Source organism: Deinococcus sp. Leaf326 (assembly GCF_001424185.1).
Taxonomy (GTDB): Bacteria; Deinococcota; Deinococci; order Deinococcales; family Deinococcaceae; genus Deinococcus.
Genome location: NZ_LMOM01000035.1, coordinates 1 through 17,605, shown reverse-complemented (window position 1 = coordinate 17,605; position 17,605 = coordinate 1). Strand labels below are relative to the sequence as shown.

Genomic DNA, 17,605 nt, shown 5'->3' with positions numbered 1-17,605 from the left:
AGCTGTATCTCAACCGCTTGCTGCACTTCTTCACGAAAAACGCAGAATTTCTCGGCCAGCACGGCTATTCATTGTCCTACGCGAGGTGCAACTTCTGAGGTATACGCCACTGTATCTGGCCGCTAGAGCGTAAATTCTGATTCTCTAGAAATACGTTGAGCTCAATAAATCATCTCGTTTAGGCCTCAATACTCGACAAACGAATTGCTCAGCTCAATGGTCCTAGACTGCTCAGAACACGTTCGCGTCGCGCAGCTTTTTGGACCGTTGCACTCAATTCACGGGTCAGCTCAGCAGCGTTAATTGTGCCTGCACGGCATTTTTGCTCTAGCAGCTCCCATTCTGTCAGTGACAGTGAACGGGCCAATAGAAACTTCAACGTGCTCAAGCAGGAGACCCACTGCTCAGCAGCGGGCAAGGCTAGCAACGTCTCCTGCTGTTGCACCTGTAGCTGCTCCACCTCTCGCTCCACTTTCCTCAGATCGGGTATTCTTCGCTCCTGACTTGGCGAGGATGGAGCTGGCAGACTGTATTTCTCCGGGTGCAGCAGTATATCTGTCGTCAAGCCGCCAGGGGACTTGACCAGACCTTGCTGACGACGTTGCTGGACATATCTTACGGCCGCTTCAATCTGTGCCGGATGCTGTGCCGCCAAGCGCTCGGCGCGTGCCCGGGGAATACTCTGTTCGGTCAGGAGGTGCACCAGGGCCGGATCCGGTGCTCCCTCTACCCGGAAATGATATTCGAGCTTCTGTTTTGTTCCGCGGCCGACATAGACCACGTCTTCCAGATAGGCATTGTCGATCAGTTCCTCGTGGGCCGCCTGAAGTGTCCGCCGGATCTTGTCAGGTTGGTCTGTAAGTACGCCACACGCCGCGCCCCAGTCCATCAGACCCACTTCCAGAGGTCCCTCGGCTGGACGATGAGCCTGCAGGATACGGTAGGTGGCTCTCCCCGCAGGTTGCTCAATCTGAGAGAGCAGGCGGCGATCGAGAGATTGGGTGTACCCAGCGCGAATGCTGTCAGCCAAAGGTTCCGAGAGCTGTACCAGCAATTTCCCATCTGCGACCAGAGAGCTGAGATCCGGACTATCGTCTCGTCTCCCCTGACTCCAGAAACGCACCCGTTGAAAAAGCCCTAACGTCTCATTCAAGTATGTGGCCCACGGACTGCCTGGTACATAGTGTGCACGAGTGACCAAAAACCCTACTCGCCACAGACGCATCAGAGACTCCCGAAGCCTGACGTAGTTGGTTCCCTTATTGGTCATCTGGCACATCTGAAGAAGTTCGTAGGCACTTGTGGTGACCGTGTTGTGAGCTTGACAACCCTGAAGTAGAAACAGGGTCTCCACCGCTAATTGGACATCCGTGTCTACACCCCGTGGTCTTCCAAAGTCGGCTGCAAAGCCCTCGACGTGGTATAGCGTGTCCTGCACGGTGAACTCACTGATCCAACGCCGATTCTGCGGACTGCTCGGATCGATGCGGTTCTGAATGCTGATGATTCCCAACTGGGCGATGAACCGCTCGTCGGCGAGAGTATTGCTGGTCTGTAGACGCTTCACGCTCCTCCTTCCGGGGGCTGTAATGTTGTTTCTCTTTTAAAGAATAAAAGAAAACAACAACAAGAGTGAGGTTTATGTGCGTGTAGGACAACGATTTTCGTTATTTCCCCCCAAAGGGGTCGTTGTTTGTGACCGAAATCCTCCAAAGGGGTCGTGCTTCCGGGGAGGGTCTCCCCCAAAGAGGTCGTTGCAGGTCATGAGGACCACATATTCCGCATTTTCTACGTCCGGAAGCTGAATTCTGCCTTTTCTCCCCCAAAGGGGTCGTGTCTGATTCGGCCCAGAATAGCGCGACCCCTTGGTCGGATTCTCCAAAGGGGTCGTCAAGGGAAATATGCCGTCTACAACGAGTGTGTTGGAGATCTATGCCGCTATCCCCCAAAGGGGTCGAGATAGTTTTGGGATTAAAATGTCTGGATCAGTTCCTCTTACCCCCCAAAGGGGTCGCTACAGAGTCAACTTTATCTGTAGCCCTGCATGTCCCTCTTCATGGCGCTGCTAGCGATCGAGAATGGCTTGGTCATCCAATAGCCTCAGGAAAATCGCCAGTTGGTTTCTCCAGGACCTAGTTTTCATCTGGGCTTCAAGGCAGTAGCTGGCCCTGGCGAACTGAGGATATGTTTTTAAGTTTTGGCCCCACCAGCCGGTGGAGCCACTCTCAACATATGAATGGCATACGAGCAAGCGGTGGCGCACGATTGTGTGGAAGTGGGCGTCACGCCGGAGAGATGTATCTGGAGTCCGGCCAAGGCAAAGGCGGCCGCCCCACTGAGGACTTCCTCGTCGACCTCCCGCTGACCATCGATCCCGCCGAGTGGAACATCAGCCCCATCGGGATCTCCACCTTCGTGGACGAGCATGGCGTCACGAACGTCCTGGACTGGGTCGGCGAAGCGCACTATCCCGAGGTGGCCGACTTCATTGAGGAAGCCCGGCGACTGGGGGTCTCGCGGCGTGTCTCGCACACCGGCCCCATCGAGCACCTGAGCGCCCAGTCCCGACTCTTCCTGTTGCACCCGCGGGCGGCGGTTCTGAATGCGGCCACGCTGCCGACCCCGCAGGCGTTTCGCTGCCCTTATAGCCACGGGCACACCGCACAGCAGGGCTGCCTGGGCCTCGCGTGGCACGCGTCCGAGAATGCTGGTCCGGGACGGCGCCAACTGGCGCGCGGGGAAACCTACGCCGTCCGGCCGCCCCTGTCCGGCAAGCCGGAGTACGGCCTGGCCGTGTTCATGACGGTGCCGATTACCGCCCTTACCGTGATCTCGCATCCTGAACAGGACATCCAGAATGCCCGTGAAACCCGTGCCCGACAGAGCGGGCTACCCGTATTCGTCGCAGACCAATAAACGACCGTCATCCGTAGGCCACACAGTTGCCGCTGCCTGAGCCCTGTACGATCAATCCGGGAGGAGCGCATGATCAAGACCACCGTACCGCCGAAGAAAAAGGGCGTCAGTGCCCTCCAGGCCATGGCTTACGTGGGTGATCAGGGCCTGATGCGCCAGATCCCCGCCGCGGACCTGAAGCGCCTGAACGAGAAGCACAAAGCGCCCAAACGCTAGTCCCCCCAACTCCGTCCCCGTATCTCGATGCCGCTGCCCTCCAGGCCGGCATCTTTTTTGTGGAGCTGACCCATGAATACGCTCGCGGTGTTGCTGGCCAGCCTGCTCCTCCTGATTCCCGGCTTCCTCGGCCTTTCCATCTTCCGGTACCTGCAGGGGGTGCGCATCGCCGAAGCGCAGAGCACCCTCCTCTGGTCGCTGCTGCTCAGTGCGCTGAACCTGGGCCTCATCCTCCTGATCGGCCTGGCCCGCGCCTGGCCTCCGGTCGAACGCTTCGTGGCGCTCTCGCTCACCCAGGCCACGAACGACACAACCGTCTCCGACATCCTGGTCTTGAGTCTCTGGACGTCTGCCCTGGCCTTATGTGGTGGGCTGGTCCTGGGTTCCCTCCTGCGCCTTCCTCCACTCCGGGCGTGGCTCGCCACCTTCTCTGGGCAGGCCTTCAATCCGGACCCCTGGGCGAACCTTTTGGGCGGCGATATCGACGAGCCGCTCGTGATCGTCCGTATGGAGGACGGCCGCCAGTTCCTCGGAAACGCTCTCCAGGTCAACGAAACGCCGAATGGGCGTACGATTGCCCTCAAGGATGCCGTCATGTTCGCGGCAGATGATCCGGGCATGCGCACCGCGATCGTGCCGCTCCGGCCGGGGACGACGATCATCACCGCGAAGATCGAGGCGGTCACGCTGCTGGACGAGACGTCAAATGATCAGATTCAGGCCATGACGGCGCCGGAGCAGGAGGACCTGGGCGCAGAGATCAGTCTCCCGTTGGACGTGCTGCCGTCTTAAGATCTGGCCCCCGCGAGGGGCCCTTGGCGCGTATGCGCGCAATCATCTATGAGGCTGGGTTTGAACAGCGGCAGGTCTACGTCTTGCCGAATGGACGCTTCACGGTCCAGGCGGCGAGCGATCTGCTTGTCACTGGGGGACTGAACGAGCCCAAGCGGGTGCTGGCCCTGTCCGATGAGGAGGTCCTCCAGGCCTTGCATACTGCGGCCCCGGAGCTCGTGGTCCCCGATGGGCTCCAGATCTGGCAGGTCCGGCATCCAGAGCAGTACAGCCTGCTTGGGCCACAGGCACCCTTCCCGGAGGCCTACCGACTCTGTGCGGTCCTCTTGGAGGACATGACGCTGGAGGAGGCGTTCGAGCGCACCCAGCACGGCATCGTTCGCGATCCTGTGAAGGGGATGGTCGAGGATGATCTGGCTTGGCCAAGCCGTCCAGGCGTCTGGAGCCGTGACGTACGCACCGTGTCGTCTTCGGTGGGGGATGTCTACGTGCAGCGCGACCAGGCGTGGCGGGTTCAAGGGGTCGGCTTCAAATGCCTGACGGCACCGGAGGTCAGGGATGGTCCGGCAGGCGAGCGCGGGCAGGCTGACGTCTCGGAGGGGGCGTGAGGCTGGATCTCGACGCCGGGTAAGGCAAGGGACAGGGCCGGCGCCCTGTCCCTTCTTCATTGGACGCGCTGCGGTGGGATGGGTGGAGGCTTGGCCCCCCAAGGGGGGCCAGAGACAGCTATGAAAAACCCGCTGCCCCTGCTCAGCATCACGGTCCCCGAGGGCACCGAAGCCTTCCTCTCCCTCGACGATCTCCAGGAGAACGCGCATGGGGCGAGCAATCACCTGAAGGCCACCCTGCGCGCGACCGGCCAGCGCGATCCTATCCTCGTGCAGCGCTGCCCGGATGGGACGTACCGCATCCGCGACGGCAATCGCCGCGTGGCGGCCGCTCGCAGCCTCCTGTGGCCGGACATTCGCGCCCTGGTCTACGAAGGGCTCAGCGAGGATGCCTGGGCCCTGATCGTCGCCGGGGTGCACAACCGCAGCGAGAATCCCGTCGAGGAAGCCCGGCTGTACCAGCGCCTCCTGCACACGCTGACCATTGAGGGCATTGCCGCGAATACGGGCGTCCTGGTCCAGGTCATTCGTGCTCGGGTGAGCTTACTGGCCCTGCCGGACGACATCCTCGACCTCGTCGGGACGCGGGTGTTGGCCCTGAGCATCGCCGAGCGGGCGGCCAAGCTCCAAGGGCCCTACCTCCTCGAGGCCATTCGGCAGATCCGGGCGCAGGCCCAGAGCGACCAAGCCTTTACAGCCAAGCAGCTCAAGGACATCACGGTGGTGCGGTCAGCCGCGCTGGGCGCGCGACTCCTCGCAGCGGCACCCCCGCTTCCCACACTGATTCCGCCGGCGGACGTGCTGGCCGTGGAGGTGCGGGAGTTGTGTGAGCGGCGCAATATCCCGGTGGCCGACCTGCTCCAGGTGCTAGGCCAGACCTCCACCCCGGTGGCGACGTCGGCGCCGAGTTCTCGTGGGAGCGCCGCTCGGGCGCACTTGAACACGTGCTATTTCCAAGGGAACATCCCAAGTCCCCACCACCACTAGCTCCCGACCCTGCCCCAGCACACCATCAAGCGCAGGCCCCCAACGGAAAAGGCCCTCCAGCACGCAGAGGGCCCAGGCAAACGCGCGCTTTACTTCGCCGTACGCTTCCCCCTGGGTTTTGCCGCTGCACCCTTACGCGCGTTCCCCAGAGTCTGTCCCTTGCTGTAGCTGTTCTGGAGTTTACGCCGGGTCTCCTCCACCATCGCCGCAAAATCCACGTCCCCAGATTCAACAGCTTCAAGACTGACCTTCGGTGCGGCCGCCCGACGCGTCGGCGTGCTCAACTCAGCGTTGACTCCCTCAAACCACTTCTTGTAAGCGGGGGTCACGTTCACAATCATGTCTTTGACAGTGCGCGTATAGGTTTCGTCGGCACCACGGCGACGGTATTCCTTAGGCAGATCAAAGCGTTCGGAGAGATCCGCCGCTTCGATTTTCCCTTCGCGCACAGCATTACGGAACTGCTTGAAAAAGGCATCGCTGCGCTGGGGATTGGTCAATTCACCGATCTGATCACTCAATTTAGCGTAAGGCATCGTTCTCTTATAGATGATTTGAGCGCCCAGTTCAAGTCAAGGACTCAAACATTTTTAATTGATTTGACTCAGTCGGAGTCGCTCTTCCTCGACCACAGCGTCAAGAACCTGCTCCACCTTACGCAGCGCCATCCAGCAGGTAATGCTTACACCAAGTAACGCACCAGCAAGCGGCAGAAGCAGCGGAGGAATAAGATTGGCAAAAAACCCAGCCCAGATCATGATCACTCCTAACGTCATGCTGATGACGCTCATCCCCAGCAAGGTAAAAAAACCCAACCAGGCAGACAAGACGCTGTGTATTTCCAGCGATATGTCGTGCTGCTTCCATCTCGGACTCACGTTTGGCCTGTGCCGTGGGACGGGTTTGCCAAGCTGCAAACATCCTTTTCCCATGCCCCCAGGCAATTCCGAGGAAGACCACAATCAGGCTACTGATGACACCGACAAGAATCTATTTGGTCACATCTTCCGGTACGCAGATCATTGATCTTGAGTTGCCTCAGTTTCCGCTGCCTTACACAACCCACTTCACGTCTATGCTGCCATCCGCCTGCACGGTGACGTGCTCGATCAACTGATTCGCCAGCACCTGCCGAAGCTCATCGTCTGGCTGCGCCAGCTGATCCCAGTACTGGGCTGACAAGTCATGAATACGGCGCTCAAGCCGCTTCTGCTCCTGCTGGTGCGCCTCCGTATCACGGAGTACCAGCAGGCGCGCCTGTAACCCAGCACGCTGCTCCTCAAACGCCGCCAGACGGGTCAGGTAACTCTGCTTGCTCATTGAGCCGTGCGCATCCAGATACAAGTCCGTCAATCGTTCCTGACTCACCTGGATGTCCGCCAGGGCCTTCTCGACCATCGGCAACTCCGCAGGAACGATAGTCATCGGCTGCTGCGCCAACGCTTCATCCGGCGCGCTCAGGATCTCCGTAATCCGCTGCCAGAGCTGCGCCTCAAGGTGAACGCCGTCGAGGGTGGGCGAGGTGCAGATCGGTGACTCAAGATCAATCCGATGTGAACGTCCCCCACACCGGTACCTGAACAGCCCCTCCCTCCGCCCGGTGTGCCCAGCGTAGGACCGCCCACAGGAGTCGCACCGGATCAGCCCCCTGAGCATGTACGCCCGCTTGGCATTGCGCTGAGCCGTACGCGAATTGATCAGCATCTTCTGCTGCGCCCCTTCCCACATGTCCCGGTCCACAATTGCCGGAACCTGCACTGTCAGCACGTTCTCCGACGGATTTCGGCCCTTGCTGTTCCGGCGGCCGTACTGGTGTTCTCCGATGTAGATCCGGTTCTTTAGAATCAACCTGATGGAACCGGATTTCCAGTGGGCATCCGTGATCTTGCCATTGAGACGCCGATTCGTCGCCCGGTAACGCGAGAGGATGTTGAGCGCCGCCAGCTCCCGGGTGATGCGGACAGTCGACCAGTGGTGCTCGGTGTACCAGCTGAAGATCATACGGATGACTGCGGCATCTGGTTCGTGCACCGCCAGGCGGTGGTTCTGGAGCACATAGCCGTAAGGCACGGGGCCTCCACCATGAATGCCCTCGGTGACAGCCTTGCGGCGGCCATCTCTCGAGCGCTGCATGAAGGTGTCACGCTCCAACTCAGCGAAGATGGCGGTGACGCCCAGACTGACCTTCCCCATTGGGGTGGTGCTGTCGATCTGCGGCTCACTGTAGGAGCGTACGCCGACGCCGGCCTCCATCAGCTCCTGCAGAAGGGTATAGGCCAGGTGAGTGCGGCGCGCGAGGCGGTCGAGGCGGTAGATCAGCACCGTGTCGAAGAGGCCGGCCTGGGCATCCTGCAGGAGTTGCTCCAGACCCGGGCGCTTGCGCGTCGTGCCGCTATGCCCAGGGTCAACGTACTCCCGAACGACCGTGTACCCCTGCTGCTCCGCAAAGTCCGCCAGCTTGTCGGACTGGTTGCCCAGGCTGTGATTGCTGACCTGCTCCTCGGTCGAGACTCGGCGGTACGTAGCGGCGCGCAGAGAAGCTTTTTACATGATGATCTATTGTGGCCCGCAGACGTGCGGGCCAGGACTGATCTTGTGCGTTCGAAGCTGAGTCTCAGGACTTGGTGGCCACGCCACCGTGGGAACACGTACTACAGTCGTGGAGCTGGAGGCGTCAGGATTCCTTTAAATTTAAACCTGACTAATACGATAAGCCTTACTTGATTGGGCGGAATACATGACGCAGTGACCTACTTTCAAGAACTGAGATCATGTTTACAGTACATCCCATGAACGACACGACCACTGTCTCCCGCTGCGACGCCACCACCTGCCGCTTCAATAGCGATATGAAGTGCACGGCTGGCCAGATCGAAGTGAGCATGAGCGCTCAGCAGGCCCAGTGCCTGACCTTCAGCCCGGCAGACGATGCCCAGGGCGAGCGCCCCGCAGCCCAGCAGTAAGCTCAGCTGACAAAAGCCCCCACTAGAGAAGGTGGGGGTTTTCGTATGGGCTGACGTGGCAACCCACAGGATTCTGAGAGGGACGTCTCAGAGAGACTGTTGCTCGTCAGGCTCTATTCGCCTGAAGACCTGTTCCCAGATCTCGGCAGGAACGCCCAGAGCCTGTTGAAGGCTTTCTCGCTGAGCCGCTGGGAGCTGAGCGATGGATCGCCTTCCAGTCTCCAGCCTACCGTAAGTGGCAAGGGACATCCGGCAGGGCGGGTCCTGGCAAGCCAGTCGCTGAAGAAGACCTTGCTGCGTCAGACCTCGATGTTCCCTGACCTGCTTGAGCCAATGCCGAGGCAGCACGAGGTCCTTCGGGTCCACCGAGGGGGACCGGTCCGGCAGCGGAGGCAGGTCTTGAGATGGAGCGGTCAAGGAGCGCGCCTTTGCAGCGGCACAGAAACCTGTTGCATCCGTTCATCCCACTCGGCCTGAGCAACGTTCAGCACCTGCCGTACACCGTCTGTCTGGAAAAATCCCAGAAAGGAGAAGGAAGACTTCCCACCCTCCAGCTTGGAGAGGTGCTCACGGCTCAACGCAGCCTGCGGTCCAAGCGCGGCCAGGCGTGTCGCCACATCCACTTGCCGTAACCCTTGCCGCTCCCGCACCAGGCGCAGCCACTCCCGAGTCAACATAGGCGCACTCGGGTGGTCGGCTGCCTGAAAAAAGAGATCGTCGTACCTGTTCGCCAACTTGGACTGATCAGACATCAGGGGTAAGGACCCTCCTGGCGCACAGGCTACCGAAGTTCCGTTCGCTCATCAGGTTTTTCCTTCTCAGTTCGTGCAGTAGTTCTTCCAGGGCCCCGCACCCGGCTGCCCCGTGCGGAACATGGCAACCTCGATATAGGGACCGTCATGCGTGCGGTCCCGCTTGAACATCACCTGCATGGGCCCAAAGCTTGCCTCTGCCTTCCGTACCCCTTGGCGCTCGAGCATCTTCAGCCAGGCCGTGATTCCTCCCAGACGCTCGACGCTGAGGTTGAAGCAGCTCGTGGCGACCCGGTGGGTGTTCGTGGCCAGGAGGTCGAGCTCACTCGGCTTCAGGTCGTCGTTGAGGACGAAGAGACTGAGGGAGGAAATCCGGCCGCCCGAGGTCTGCTTGGTGACGGAGACGGCCAGTTCCAGGGGAGTCGCGTCGCGGGTGCGCTTGCCGACGATGAACAGGGTGTCCGTGAGCCGTTCCTGACCGCCGCTGCCGGTGATGAGCACCTTGATCGGAGTGCCGGCCGCCTGAGCAGGAGCAGCGAGGAGGGAGAGAAGGATCACGGTCAGCAAGTTTTTCATTGTGCTCCTATCAGTTTTACTGTTGGCGATGTGCTCAAAGGACAAAAGCTCGTCGTCGCAAGCGCTGCGCTTCTCCAGCGATTGATGTAGCTTTCCCCTGATATTTCACGTATGAGAGCGTAGACACGCTGAGCCGATCCAGCACGTCGGTGTAAGGAGTCAGATCCGACTGCTTGGCGACATGTGCCAGCACTGTGGATTCGAGGTCCGCGCCACCCCCAACGTCAAGCACCCTCAGCAATGTGGCTGGCGTAATGGCGACATTCCAGTCTTTGCTCCAGGATAGCAGCATGATCCTTTATGTGCCCGGGTTGGCCGGACGTGCAGGGATGGTCACCTGAGGAAGGGTGGGCGTAGGGGTCGCCTTCAGGTAGGCCCGCGCGACGTAACCCCGCCGCCCCTGGTAGACCACCGGGCAGAACTGGCTGCACGCACCGATCTCCAACTGCGTCCCCTTGGGCACCTGGCTCAGGACTGGGGCGGTCTTGGCGGCCCCACTGCGGAGGTTGAGGTTCTCCGTGGTGGTGACCTGCAGGGCGAAGGCAGGGGCAAGGGTCAGGGCCAGGCACGCGAGCAGTTTCTTCATGGGCAGTCCTCCAGAACGGTGCTTGAGGCGAGCGACCTACTTCAGCCAGCTGAATTCACCCTTCGTGATCACATAAATGACGGCGATAAGGCGTTGACAGCCGCCGCAGGTTGTGACGGGTCAAGGAGAGGGAGAGCGCCGCGCATAGAGCGTACACACAGATCACGACGGTCATTCACACCCGTCTTATTCTCATTTTTTTGCCCCTTTGTCAGCCCCTCATCGCCGTGTATTCTTGAACTCATCAGGTACACACCTTGCCCCTGGACATGGAGGTCAACTATGACGCGCCTTCCCCTTAGCCTCCTCCTGCTGTCCCTGCTGCTCGCAGCCTGCGGTCAGCCAGCCGCCTCCAGCCCAGGAGCCGCCACGCCCACTGTTTCCACCCAAGGTGCCCCGCTCTACGCCATCAACTTCGAGCACATCGGGCAGCCTGGCGTGGCCCCCGCCTCCAGCATCACCCAGATCACGCCCGCCCTCAGGGCCCAGGGCTTTACGGATGTCAGCGACAATGGCTTGACCTTCGCCCCCCTCGCCGTGGACACCTTCCTCCTGAACGGCACGCGGCACATCCGTTCGGTCTACCGCGTGACCAACACCGGCACCCAGCCGCTCACCCGCCTGACTTTCGTGCCTGTGAATACCGACGAGGACACCGACCCCACGACCACGACCAGCCAGACCCCCCCACCGATACCGGGCAGTAGCTACTTCACCCGGCTCACGACCTACGGGGGCACCGATGCGTCCAGCCGGGCGTCTGACCTCACGCCTGTGGCTGGCAAGCTACTGAGCATCGCCTCGGGCACGGTCAGCGCGATTCCTGATCCCAACGCCACACCGTACAGCGCACTCGACACCAGCGCCCTGACACCGACCGTGCCCGTCGGTCAGGTCATCGCAGGTCGCGCGCCGGGTGGGTGGCAACTCCCCGCGCCGCTAGGCGCTGGGCAAAGCGCCCTGGTCACCTTCGCCGCCGACCTGAACAACAGCACGCCGGTCAGCGACCCCTTCGACTTCAGCGTCATCGTGGCGGTGGGCCGGTTCACATGCTCGGTGGACAGCGTAACGGTGACACCCAACGCGCCGACTTTGGCCGTTGCGGGTACCACCACCTTCAAGGCGACGGTAACGACCACGCCCGCCGAGTGTGCTACGACCGTGAGGTTTGCCAGCAGTGACCCCAGTGTGGCGACCATCGATCCGGCGACTGGGGTGGCGACCGGCGTGAAGGTGGGCACAACGCAGATCACGGCGAGCGTAGATCTGGGGAGCGGCGCGGCTGTGGTGACGAGCGCGGCTACGGCGCTGACGGTGAACAACCCGGACTTCAGTTTGGCGCTTGACCCCGGGAGCACAAGCTCTTATACCATTCCCTACAACACATCCCGGACGATTACGCTCCCGCTTACCCTGTCACCCTCTGGGGGGTATAGCGGCATCCCCACCTTCACGGTAACGGCGGAGCCAGCGTTTCCGTTTCACACGGTCAGCGGCCTGACCGTCGTGCCGACAGGGGCACCAAATGCGTATCTAGTGCAGATCACGGCAAAATGCACCCTCAACGGAAATTGTACAAACCAGCTTACTGTGAACGTCAGAGGGCAAGACGGAGCCATCATCCGGACGAGCAACGCCGTGAGACTCAGGCTGAATTAAGAGGATTGCAACCTGCAGATGAGGAGGACTTTGTCACTTCTCTGCCGGCTTACGGTGACGCTCCGTGGACCCGTTTCCCACAATGTAGACATCGACTTGCTTCTATGACTCTCTACGCTCTGTAGACTCGCGGCGGCCTTGGATGATGATCTCCTCCAGCCAGCCGCGCGGCGTGGTCCGCACCTCACGCACTGCGAACGCTCCTTCTTCCAACTGGGCAAGAAGTGCCCGCAGCTGCGTGATCGTGGCCGCTTGGATCTCCTCTGGCGTCTGCGTGTCCACCACCGGGCTGCGCTGCACATCCTCCACCTCCAGGCGTTGCAGGACATCCCGAACGTCCGCCAGATAGTCCTTCATGATCCGGGCTGCGTCCGTGTGCGCGTTCTGACTCTCTAACTCCCAGCGGTCCATCACGCTTGCGGCCTCTTCTGCGCTGTAGAGGTCTGCGCTCGTAGGCAGATGACATAGGCGTAGGCGGGAGATCAACTGCGCCTGCACCTCCAGCAACAGTTCTTTCGTCTCATCCGACTCCTTTTTGTACCGGAGTTCCTCGGCACAGTCTTTCAGCGTGGCCACCGCGAGCACAGCCTCATCTGACAGCCGATCCAGGCCATCGTGCAGCAGGCCTGTGACGTGGTAGCCATACCGGATCAGCTAGCCCACGCCCTGTAGCTGGTAGGGGGCAGCCTCCTCAACCCCGCTGACGTAGCGGGGCTCGTATCTGCCGTAGGTGAGGCGGACGTAGGGGGGCCAGTCGCGGTCGCCGGGGGCCAGAGATCCAACTCAAGGTGGCCATCCGCCGGGCGGCGCAGGAGCAGTACGGGCGGCACGTGGCAAACCGGCTGGGTCTGGCGATCCTGGCAGACAACCGCACGCCGATCGGCGAAGCCCAGCTGACGTCGACGCACAGTACTCGGGGGCGGGACCAGGCGGGGGGCAAAAAGGCGGGAGATGACTTCTTCTACACGCGGGTCGAGCCGGTGCAGCTGCTCTACGGCGAGCGGATCATCCTGACGTCGCCGCTGTCCCTGAAGGTGTGGGTGAAGCCGGAGGCGGAGGGGAGCCGGGTGACGCTGGCGACGTTGCGGACGTGGCCGACGCCGAAGACGCCGGAAGTGCTGTACCGGTACCGGCGAGACCTCCAGTCGCTCGAGCGGAAGCCTGGATTGAGTGGAGACCTGGTGCATCTGTTCGCCGAGCTCCTGAAGCCCCATCAGGCAGAAATACTCCGGGCCATGAACCCGTAGCTCAGCCTTCCCCAAAGAGACAGGTTGACCGCCCCCACTAAGAGTGTCTGGGTAGGGGGTAGAACGGTCTAGAGAGGGCTGCAAACGGTCCGTTTCTTTCATTTTCGTGAAAAATAGCGAACGATCAGGCCGGAGGCGCTCCTTGGAAGTGGGGAGAGCCAGCGGAGGTGAAACGCCCTCCGGAGCCCCACGCTGAGCGACAGAACGCGACCGTTGGCGCGCGCTGAGATCTGCCCTCTGGGACGCGGAGAATGGCCTCTCGATGACGACCGAGGGGTCGTCAACTGTCGTGTCTTTTGCCGGTCCCTGCGGGCCGTTGAGGGGGCACGCGCGTGGGGCCTCCCGAGGGTTGGAGACCGGGTCTGGCATGACACGACGGAAAGCATGCGCGTCCTGAAATTCATCCACCCGGCGGGGCTCGACGAGTCAGGGTGGGGTGCAAAAGCGGCGCTTGCTTTCCGCTGTTTTCGTCCCTGTTGCTCGAAAACAGAGTTGGGGGTAGCGGCCAGGTTCAGTCCACTGCGGGTCATAGGGACGCAGAACCGACAGAACCGACAGGTAAAAAAAGAGGAGAAACGCTCCAGGCGCAGAATCCCCGGGGGTCGGTGAGGGCTCTTCCAGGCCCAGTCCACTGCGGGTCAGGGGCCACCCTCCTCGGGCAGCACGAGCGTCGGAGACCGGGTCTGGCAGGACACAACGGAAAGCATGCGCGTCCTGAAATTCGCCCACCCGGCGGGTCTCGACGGGTCAAGGTGGGGTGAAAAAGCGGCGCTTGCTTTCCGCTGTTTTCGTCCCTGTTGCTCGAACAACAGAGTTGGGGGTGGCGGCCAGGTGCAGTCCACTGCGGGGTAGAGGATCGCGGAACGGACAGAACGGACAGCTAAAAAAAGAGGGGAGACGCTCCAGGCACAGATCCCCCAGTGGTCGGTGAGGGCCACTCCAGGCCAGTCCCTGCGGGTCAGGGGGTCACGGAAGTGACAAAAGTGACAGCTAAAAAAAGAAGGGAGAGAGATGAACTGCTCCGGGTGCAGATGTCTCGGTGGTCGGCAAAGACCCGCTCAGGTCTGGTTGGGAACCCCCTGAGCGGGGCGATGGCGGAAGCGGATGAAGGGGTACGCGGTGCAGTCTTATCCTCTCTCCCCACACACACCCTGCGGCCTCGCCGCAGGAGTTGTGATGACGCGTTATCACTCCTGGCCAACCCTCAAAGGAGGCGGGTGTGGATGGTGGCCACAACTTCACGGGGGGCCGTGGTGATCTCCCGTCGTTGACCAGAGACCCGAGGACAGTGCGGACAATTGCGGGGGTGCGGCCGAAGGGCAACGGTCTGACGTGCGTCGTCAGCGACAGGACACCTCTGTAACTTCGTTCACCGCCCACAGGAGTAGAGACTTCTCCGTTCGGTCTGCTCCAGCACCGATAGAAACCTGAGGTCGGTCAACCCAAGGTCACTTGGAAGGTGCTGCGAGAAGTCTTGGCCTTCCTGGGCATCTGCCAAGGAAACTAGGGACAACCACTATCCGAAGCGGGCAAGAGGGTGAAAGACTTTCTTCACAGTAGCTGTGAGACGCCCGTTCGCTTCAGGGTGCCCTACTGAGGATGGCTCTATGACGCCCCTCGCCCCTATCAATCTGATGTCTTTACCTACCCAGCAGGATGTGCACCAGCAAGCTGAGCACCTGCGGGCTTTCTTACGTCCTCGTCCCGAACAGCCGTGTCCTGATCAGACGCTCCTTCTCTCTTCGGCTGTTGCACAGGCATTTCTGATCTTGAGCTTCAGTCTCGAAGGGGAGACCTATACCATCAGGTATCAGGCCAAAGGGCGCGGTTATACCTGGCGCAGTGGCGCCTGGCACCAACAGCTCAACGCACCGCTCTTGAATTTGGACCCTGCTGCCCTGACTCAGGGTTTGGAGCAGCTCACCACCCTCCTGACCACGGAACAGAACGTCTTCGGGCGGGACTGCATCCTGGACCGCGTTCTCGTGACGCTTCCGACGGGTGCAGCATGACGAACTTTCTCAGCTTGCTTCTTCGTGAGTACCACGACACAGCATTCATCATGCTTCCAGCCGGCTGGGCAGATCTGCGCGAAAACTCAAATCGAGGCATGCTCTTCGCGGTCAATGACGACGGATGAACCCTTCTGCCTCCATCCTGGCCAGTGCGCTGGCACACTGCTACCACCGTGCCAATCTGGGCTGGAGTGTCGACGGTCGGTGGACTTGGTTGCTGCGCCATCTGGAGGCANAACGGATGAACCCTTCTGCCTCCATCCTGGCCAGTGCGCTGGCACACTGCTACCACCGTGCCAATCTGGGCTGGAGTGTCGACGGTCGGTGGACTTGGTTGCTGCGCCATCTGGAGGCACATCCTGACGCCAGTGCAGGGATGTGGCTCCTCTGGCAGACCGAATTAGAGCTGACCGGGCAGGACGTGAGCCAAGCCGCCCATTGGCTGGCTTGGGAGTTCTGGGACGAAGCAAGAAACCGAGAAGAATGAAAGCCTTGAAACGGAATCACGGTCTGTCTTTTAGAAGAGCAATTATAGATATGCGGTAGAGATACCTTGCATTTGAGTTTCTCCTTAGTTTTATAGTTAAAGGTTAGTTTTGAGGATTTGGAGGGTGAAGAATGGACGACTTTAGGGCAATTAACAACTTTATGGAGTTTGAGCGGACTTGGTACACCCATGTCACTCCTGACCCGATTCCTGAGATTGAAACCCTGGCACAAAGGGGCTATGTGCCGGACGCGTATGTCTCCAGTCATCTTGAGGCACCACTGTTGACCATTATTTACAGAGACCACTACGGCTCAATGGTTTCAACCTCGGACAGTCATACGTATCCTGTTACCGACGCAGTCATCTCGCAACTCTTCGCGCAGGCGACACGGCGCCTGAGAGTTCATCTCGGCGAGTACAGGCACGAGTAACAGAGCTCGTCTGTCCAACCTCAATCCCAGACTAGATCGGGCCCAATTCGACCCGGTAGGAAAGTGTCCCGTGACACCAACCTAGAGAGGGCTCTGCAACGTCTCCGGCAACAAGCGACCTGGACAGCAACCTTCTCTCTAGGCAGACTCTTCCGCGAGCCTCTCTGAGTCTGCCGTAGACAAGTGATCTCTCTTTCCAGTGCCGGAGTTCTCCCAAGAGAAGCAGGGTCAACCCATGCCCCCGTCGTGGTCCTGCATGGAACACTGGTTCAACGACAGTCAAGCGTCCCTGAACTCTTCTGGGGACCTCTGTCAAGGATGGACCATGACCGCTCCCCTTCCCGTTGATCTGAGCTCTTCATTCACCCGACACGCCCTGGAACAACAGGCGAATCACTTCCAGCTTTCCCTGACGAGAGGGACCACGGAACTCCAGAAACGCTTTCCTCAAGTGCCGACGCATCTTCCGTATGTCCTTACGCGAGCGGTAATGAYGCTCAACCTCACGGTCCATGGCGAGACCTATTSCATCAGGCACCAGGCCAAGGCGCGGGGGTAYACCTGGCGGGCAGGTGCATGGCACCTCCCCCTCAGTACGCCGCTCTTCACCCTGGAAACAGCAGCTRTTCAATACGGCCTCGTGCAGCTCCGCCAGTTGGTGTCCGCAGAGCAAACCTTCTTTCAAAGGGAATGCAGCGTGGACCAGCCCCTCCTGGTCCGTCCTGGGTCCCGCGGCGGCCTACACCGTGCGCGAACTGCTGGGGCACCAGTNTTCAATACGGCCTCGTGCAGCTCCGCCAGTTGGTGTCCGCAGAGCAAACCTTCTTTCAAAGGGAATGCAGCGTGGACCAGCCCCTCCTGGTCCGTCCTGGGGAAACAGGATGAGCCCCTCACGGGAGCCCATTGCCATCCGCGCAGATATTCCCCCACTCTCGAACATCGAGTTGCGGTGGGTCCCAGGCAGTGGTCAACAGGTCGTCTTCGAAAAGGGGGGACGGCAGTTCACGGTCCGTCTCCGAGATATCGAACATCCACACATCCATTCCTTCGACCCTCTCTATCTGCAGGGCCGCGTCACTGTCTTGGTCTCTGCTCATCATTTGACCCAGTTGATGGGTGCTTTACGCCAGGCGGTCACTCCAGAAGCTGCAGGAACCTTGCCCGGCAGCTGGGTTCGGGCAGGTGGACGCTCCGAAGATGAACCTCAAGACCAGTAACCGGCAGCGGCCAGCTTCCGACAGTGCAAGGAGAGAGGTCCAGATCCTCGCCTGGACTTGCGGGATACGCTTCAGGACCTGCTCCCTGGGCACAGTGAGGARGTCTGGAGCGTYCCCGCAGAAGCGCCCCTCCTGCATCAGGCCCTGGCG

General features: G+C 60.6%; 19 protein-coding genes. 11 read left to right on the top strand and 8 right to left on the bottom strand.

Annotated features, from left to right (window positions below; all coding sequences use genetic code 11):
* Positions 1–208: 208 nt before the first annotated feature.
* A complete protein-coding gene (locus tag ASF71_RS22810) occupies positions 209–1,567 on the bottom strand; it encodes a replication initiator protein A (RefSeq protein ID WP_162243112.1) in 1,359 nt (452 codons plus the stop codon).
* Between the two features lie 728 nt (positions 1,568–2,295).
* Here ASF71_RS22810 and ASF71_RS12870 point away from each other — a divergent pair.
* The 5 genes from ASF71_RS12870 (at position 2,296) to ASF71_RS12855 (ending at position 5,519) form a co-directional block, all read left to right on the top strand.
* A complete protein-coding gene (locus ASF71_RS12870) occupies positions 2,296–2,916 on the top strand; it encodes a hypothetical protein (RefSeq protein ID WP_235514430.1) in 621 nt (206 codons plus the stop codon).
* 69 nt (positions 2,917–2,985) lie between these two features.
* The gene (locus ASF71_RS24760) at positions 2,986–3,132 is read left to right on the top strand and encodes a hypothetical protein (protein WP_200939705.1); all 147 of its coding nucleotides are present in this window, start codon (positions 2,986–2,988) and stop codon (positions 3,130–3,132) included.
* 72 nt (positions 3,133–3,204) lie between these two features.
* Complete coding sequence (locus ASF71_RS12865; protein ID WP_056300745.1) at positions 3,205–3,924, top strand: DUF6338 family protein; 720 nt, start codon at positions 3,205–3,207, stop codon at positions 3,922–3,924.
* A gap of 32 nt (positions 3,925–3,956) precedes the next feature.
* Positions 3,957–4,532, top strand: coding sequence for a hypothetical protein (locus tag ASF71_RS24755; protein WP_056300741.1), 576 nt, complete (start codon positions 3,957–3,959; stop codon positions 4,530–4,532).
* Between the two features lie 120 nt (positions 4,533–4,652).
* The gene (locus ASF71_RS12855) at positions 4,653–5,519 is read left to right on the top strand and encodes a ParB/RepB/Spo0J family partition protein (protein WP_056300738.1); all 867 of its coding nucleotides are present in this window, start codon (positions 4,653–4,655) and stop codon (positions 5,517–5,519) included.
* Positions 5,520–5,608: 89 nt separating this feature from the next.
* On the opposite strand, the gene ASF71_RS12850 is transcribed toward ASF71_RS12855, so the two are convergent.
* The 3 genes from ASF71_RS12850 to ASF71_RS12840 all read right to left on the bottom strand — a co-directional run bounded on the left by ASF71_RS12850 (position 5,609) and on the right by ASF71_RS12840 (position 8,054).
* Entirely contained in the window at positions 5,609–6,055 is a 447-nt protein-coding gene (locus ASF71_RS12850; protein WP_056300735.1) for a hypothetical protein, read from the bottom strand.
* Positions 6,056–6,109: 54 nt separating this feature from the next.
* Positions 6,110–6,310: a hypothetical protein gene (locus tag ASF71_RS12845; protein WP_156372786.1), complete on the bottom strand. Its 201-nt coding sequence runs from the start codon at positions 6,308–6,310 to the stop codon at positions 6,110–6,112.
* Between the two features lie 262 nt (positions 6,311–6,572).
* On the bottom strand, positions 6,573–8,054 hold the full coding sequence (locus tag ASF71_RS12840) for a recombinase family protein (protein ID WP_082505995.1): 1,482 nt from the start codon (positions 8,052–8,054) through the stop codon (positions 6,573–6,575).
* A 254-nt stretch (positions 8,055–8,308) separates the two neighbouring features.
* On the opposite strand from ASF71_RS12840, the gene ASF71_RS22800 reads away from it, so the two are divergent.
* Positions 8,309–8,482, top strand: coding sequence for a DUF1540 domain-containing protein (locus ASF71_RS22800; protein ID WP_082505994.1), 174 nt, complete (start codon positions 8,309–8,311; stop codon positions 8,480–8,482).
* 413 nt (positions 8,483–8,895) lie between these two features.
* Here the strand turns inward: ASF71_RS22800 and ASF71_RS12835 are convergent, their stop codons facing one another.
* From ASF71_RS12835 to ASF71_RS12825, 3 genes are all read right to left on the bottom strand, one after another.
* Positions 8,896–9,234, bottom strand: a complete 339-nt coding sequence (locus tag ASF71_RS12835) for a helix-turn-helix transcriptional regulator (protein WP_056300729.1) — start codon at positions 9,232–9,234, stop codon at positions 8,896–8,898.
* 66 nt (positions 9,235–9,300) lie between these two features.
* Positions 9,301–9,810 carry a hypothetical protein gene (locus ASF71_RS12830; protein WP_056300727.1) on the bottom strand — a complete coding sequence of 170 codons (510 nt, stop codon included), beginning with the start codon at positions 9,808–9,810 and terminating at the stop codon, positions 9,301–9,303.
* Positions 9,811–10,108: 298 nt separating this feature from the next.
* The gene (locus tag ASF71_RS12825) at positions 10,109–10,396 is read right to left on the bottom strand and encodes an SH3 domain-containing protein (protein ID WP_056300725.1); all 288 of its coding nucleotides are present in this window, start codon (positions 10,394–10,396) and stop codon (positions 10,109–10,111) included.
* 282 nt (positions 10,397–10,678) lie between these two features.
* Between ASF71_RS12825 and ASF71_RS12820 the strand changes: the two genes are divergently transcribed.
* Entirely contained in the window at positions 10,679–12,055 is a 1,377-nt protein-coding gene (locus tag ASF71_RS12820; protein WP_056300720.1) for an Ig-like domain-containing protein, read from the top strand.
* Positions 12,056–12,157: 102 nt separating this feature from the next.
* On the opposite strand, the gene ASF71_RS12815 is transcribed toward ASF71_RS12820, so the two are convergent.
* A complete protein-coding gene (locus ASF71_RS12815; protein ID WP_056300714.1) occupies positions 12,158–12,640 on the bottom strand; it encodes a hypothetical protein in 483 nt (160 codons plus the stop codon).
* A gap of 245 nt (positions 12,641–12,885) precedes the next feature.
* Here ASF71_RS12815 and ASF71_RS12810 point away from each other — a divergent pair, with 245 nt between their 5' ends.
* The 4 genes from ASF71_RS12810 to ASF71_RS12800 all read left to right on the top strand — a co-directional run bounded on the left by ASF71_RS12810 (position 12,886) and on the right by ASF71_RS12800 (position 16,238).
* Entirely contained in the window at positions 12,886–13,302 is a 417-nt protein-coding gene (locus tag ASF71_RS12810) for a hypothetical protein (RefSeq protein WP_235514429.1), read from the top strand.
* A 1,607-nt stretch (positions 13,303–14,909) separates the two neighbouring features.
* The gene (locus ASF71_RS12805) at positions 14,910–15,314 is read left to right on the top strand and encodes a hypothetical protein (protein WP_056300708.1); all 405 of its coding nucleotides are present in this window, start codon (positions 14,910–14,912) and stop codon (positions 15,312–15,314) included.
* On the top strand, positions 15,311–15,442 hold the full coding sequence (locus ASF71_RS25560) for a hypothetical protein (protein ID WP_255354740.1): 132 nt from the start codon (positions 15,311–15,313) through the stop codon (positions 15,440–15,442). Before ASF71_RS12805 ends, ASF71_RS25560 begins: the two co-directional genes overlap by 4 nt.
* A gap of 493 nt (positions 15,443–15,935) precedes the next feature.
* A complete protein-coding gene (locus tag ASF71_RS12800) occupies positions 15,936–16,238 on the top strand; it encodes a hypothetical protein (RefSeq protein ID WP_056300705.1) in 303 nt (100 codons plus the stop codon).
* The last annotated feature ends 1,367 nt before the right edge of the window (positions 16,239–17,605 follow it).

What these genes read in the sequence shown, in the direction of transcription:
- ASF71_RS24760 (WP_200939705.1), top strand. Translation starts at nt 2,986, where the DNA reads ATGATCAAGACCACCGTACCGCCGAAGAAAAAGGGCGTCAGTGCCCTC.
- ASF71_RS12870 (WP_235514430.1), top strand. Translation starts at nt 2,296, where the DNA reads ATGTATCTGGAGTCCGGCCAAGGCAAAGGCGGCCGCCCCACTGAGGAC.
- ASF71_RS12830 (WP_056300727.1), bottom strand. Translation starts at nt 9,810, where the DNA reads ATGAAAAACTTGCTGACCGTGATCCTTCTCTCCCTCCTCGCTGCTCCT.
- ASF71_RS12805 (WP_056300708.1), top strand. Translation starts at nt 14,910, where the DNA reads ATGACGCCCCTCGCCCCTATCAATCTGATGTCTTTACCTACCCAGCAG.
- ASF71_RS25560 (WP_255354740.1), top strand. Translation starts at nt 15,311, where the DNA reads ATGACGAACTTTCTCAGCTTGCTTCTTCGTGAGTACCACGACACAGCA.
- ASF71_RS12855 (WP_056300738.1), top strand. Translation starts at nt 4,653, where the DNA reads ATGAAAAACCCGCTGCCCCTGCTCAGCATCACGGTCCCCGAGGGCACC.
- ASF71_RS12865 (WP_056300745.1), top strand. Translation starts at nt 3,205, where the DNA reads ATGAATACGCTCGCGGTGTTGCTGGCCAGCCTGCTCCTCCTGATTCCC.
- ASF71_RS24755 (WP_056300741.1), top strand. Translation starts at nt 3,957, where the DNA reads ATGCGCGCAATCATCTATGAGGCTGGGTTTGAACAGCGGCAGGTCTAC.
- ASF71_RS22800 (WP_082505994.1), top strand. Translation starts at nt 8,309, where the DNA reads ATGAACGACACGACCACTGTCTCCCGCTGCGACGCCACCACCTGCCGC.
- ASF71_RS12825 (WP_056300725.1), bottom strand. Translation starts at nt 10,396, where the DNA reads ATGAAGAAACTGCTCGCGTGCCTGGCCCTGACCCTTGCCCCTGCCTTC.
- ASF71_RS12850 (WP_056300735.1), bottom strand. Translation starts at nt 6,055, where the DNA reads ATGCCTTACGCTAAATTGAGTGATCAGATCGGTGAATTGACCAATCCC.
- ASF71_RS12835 (WP_056300729.1), bottom strand. Translation starts at nt 9,234, where the DNA reads ATGTCTGATCAGTCCAAGTTGGCGAACAGGTACGACGATCTCTTTTTT.
- ASF71_RS12800 (WP_056300705.1), top strand. Translation starts at nt 15,936, where the DNA reads ATGGACGACTTTAGGGCAATTAACAACTTTATGGAGTTTGAGCGGACT.
- ASF71_RS12820 (WP_056300720.1), top strand. Translation starts at nt 10,679, where the DNA reads ATGACGCGCCTTCCCCTTAGCCTCCTCCTGCTGTCCCTGCTGCTCGCA.
- ASF71_RS12845 (WP_156372786.1), bottom strand. Translation starts at nt 6,310, where the DNA reads ATGAGCGTCATCAGCATGACGTTAGGAGTGATCATGATCTGGGCTGGG.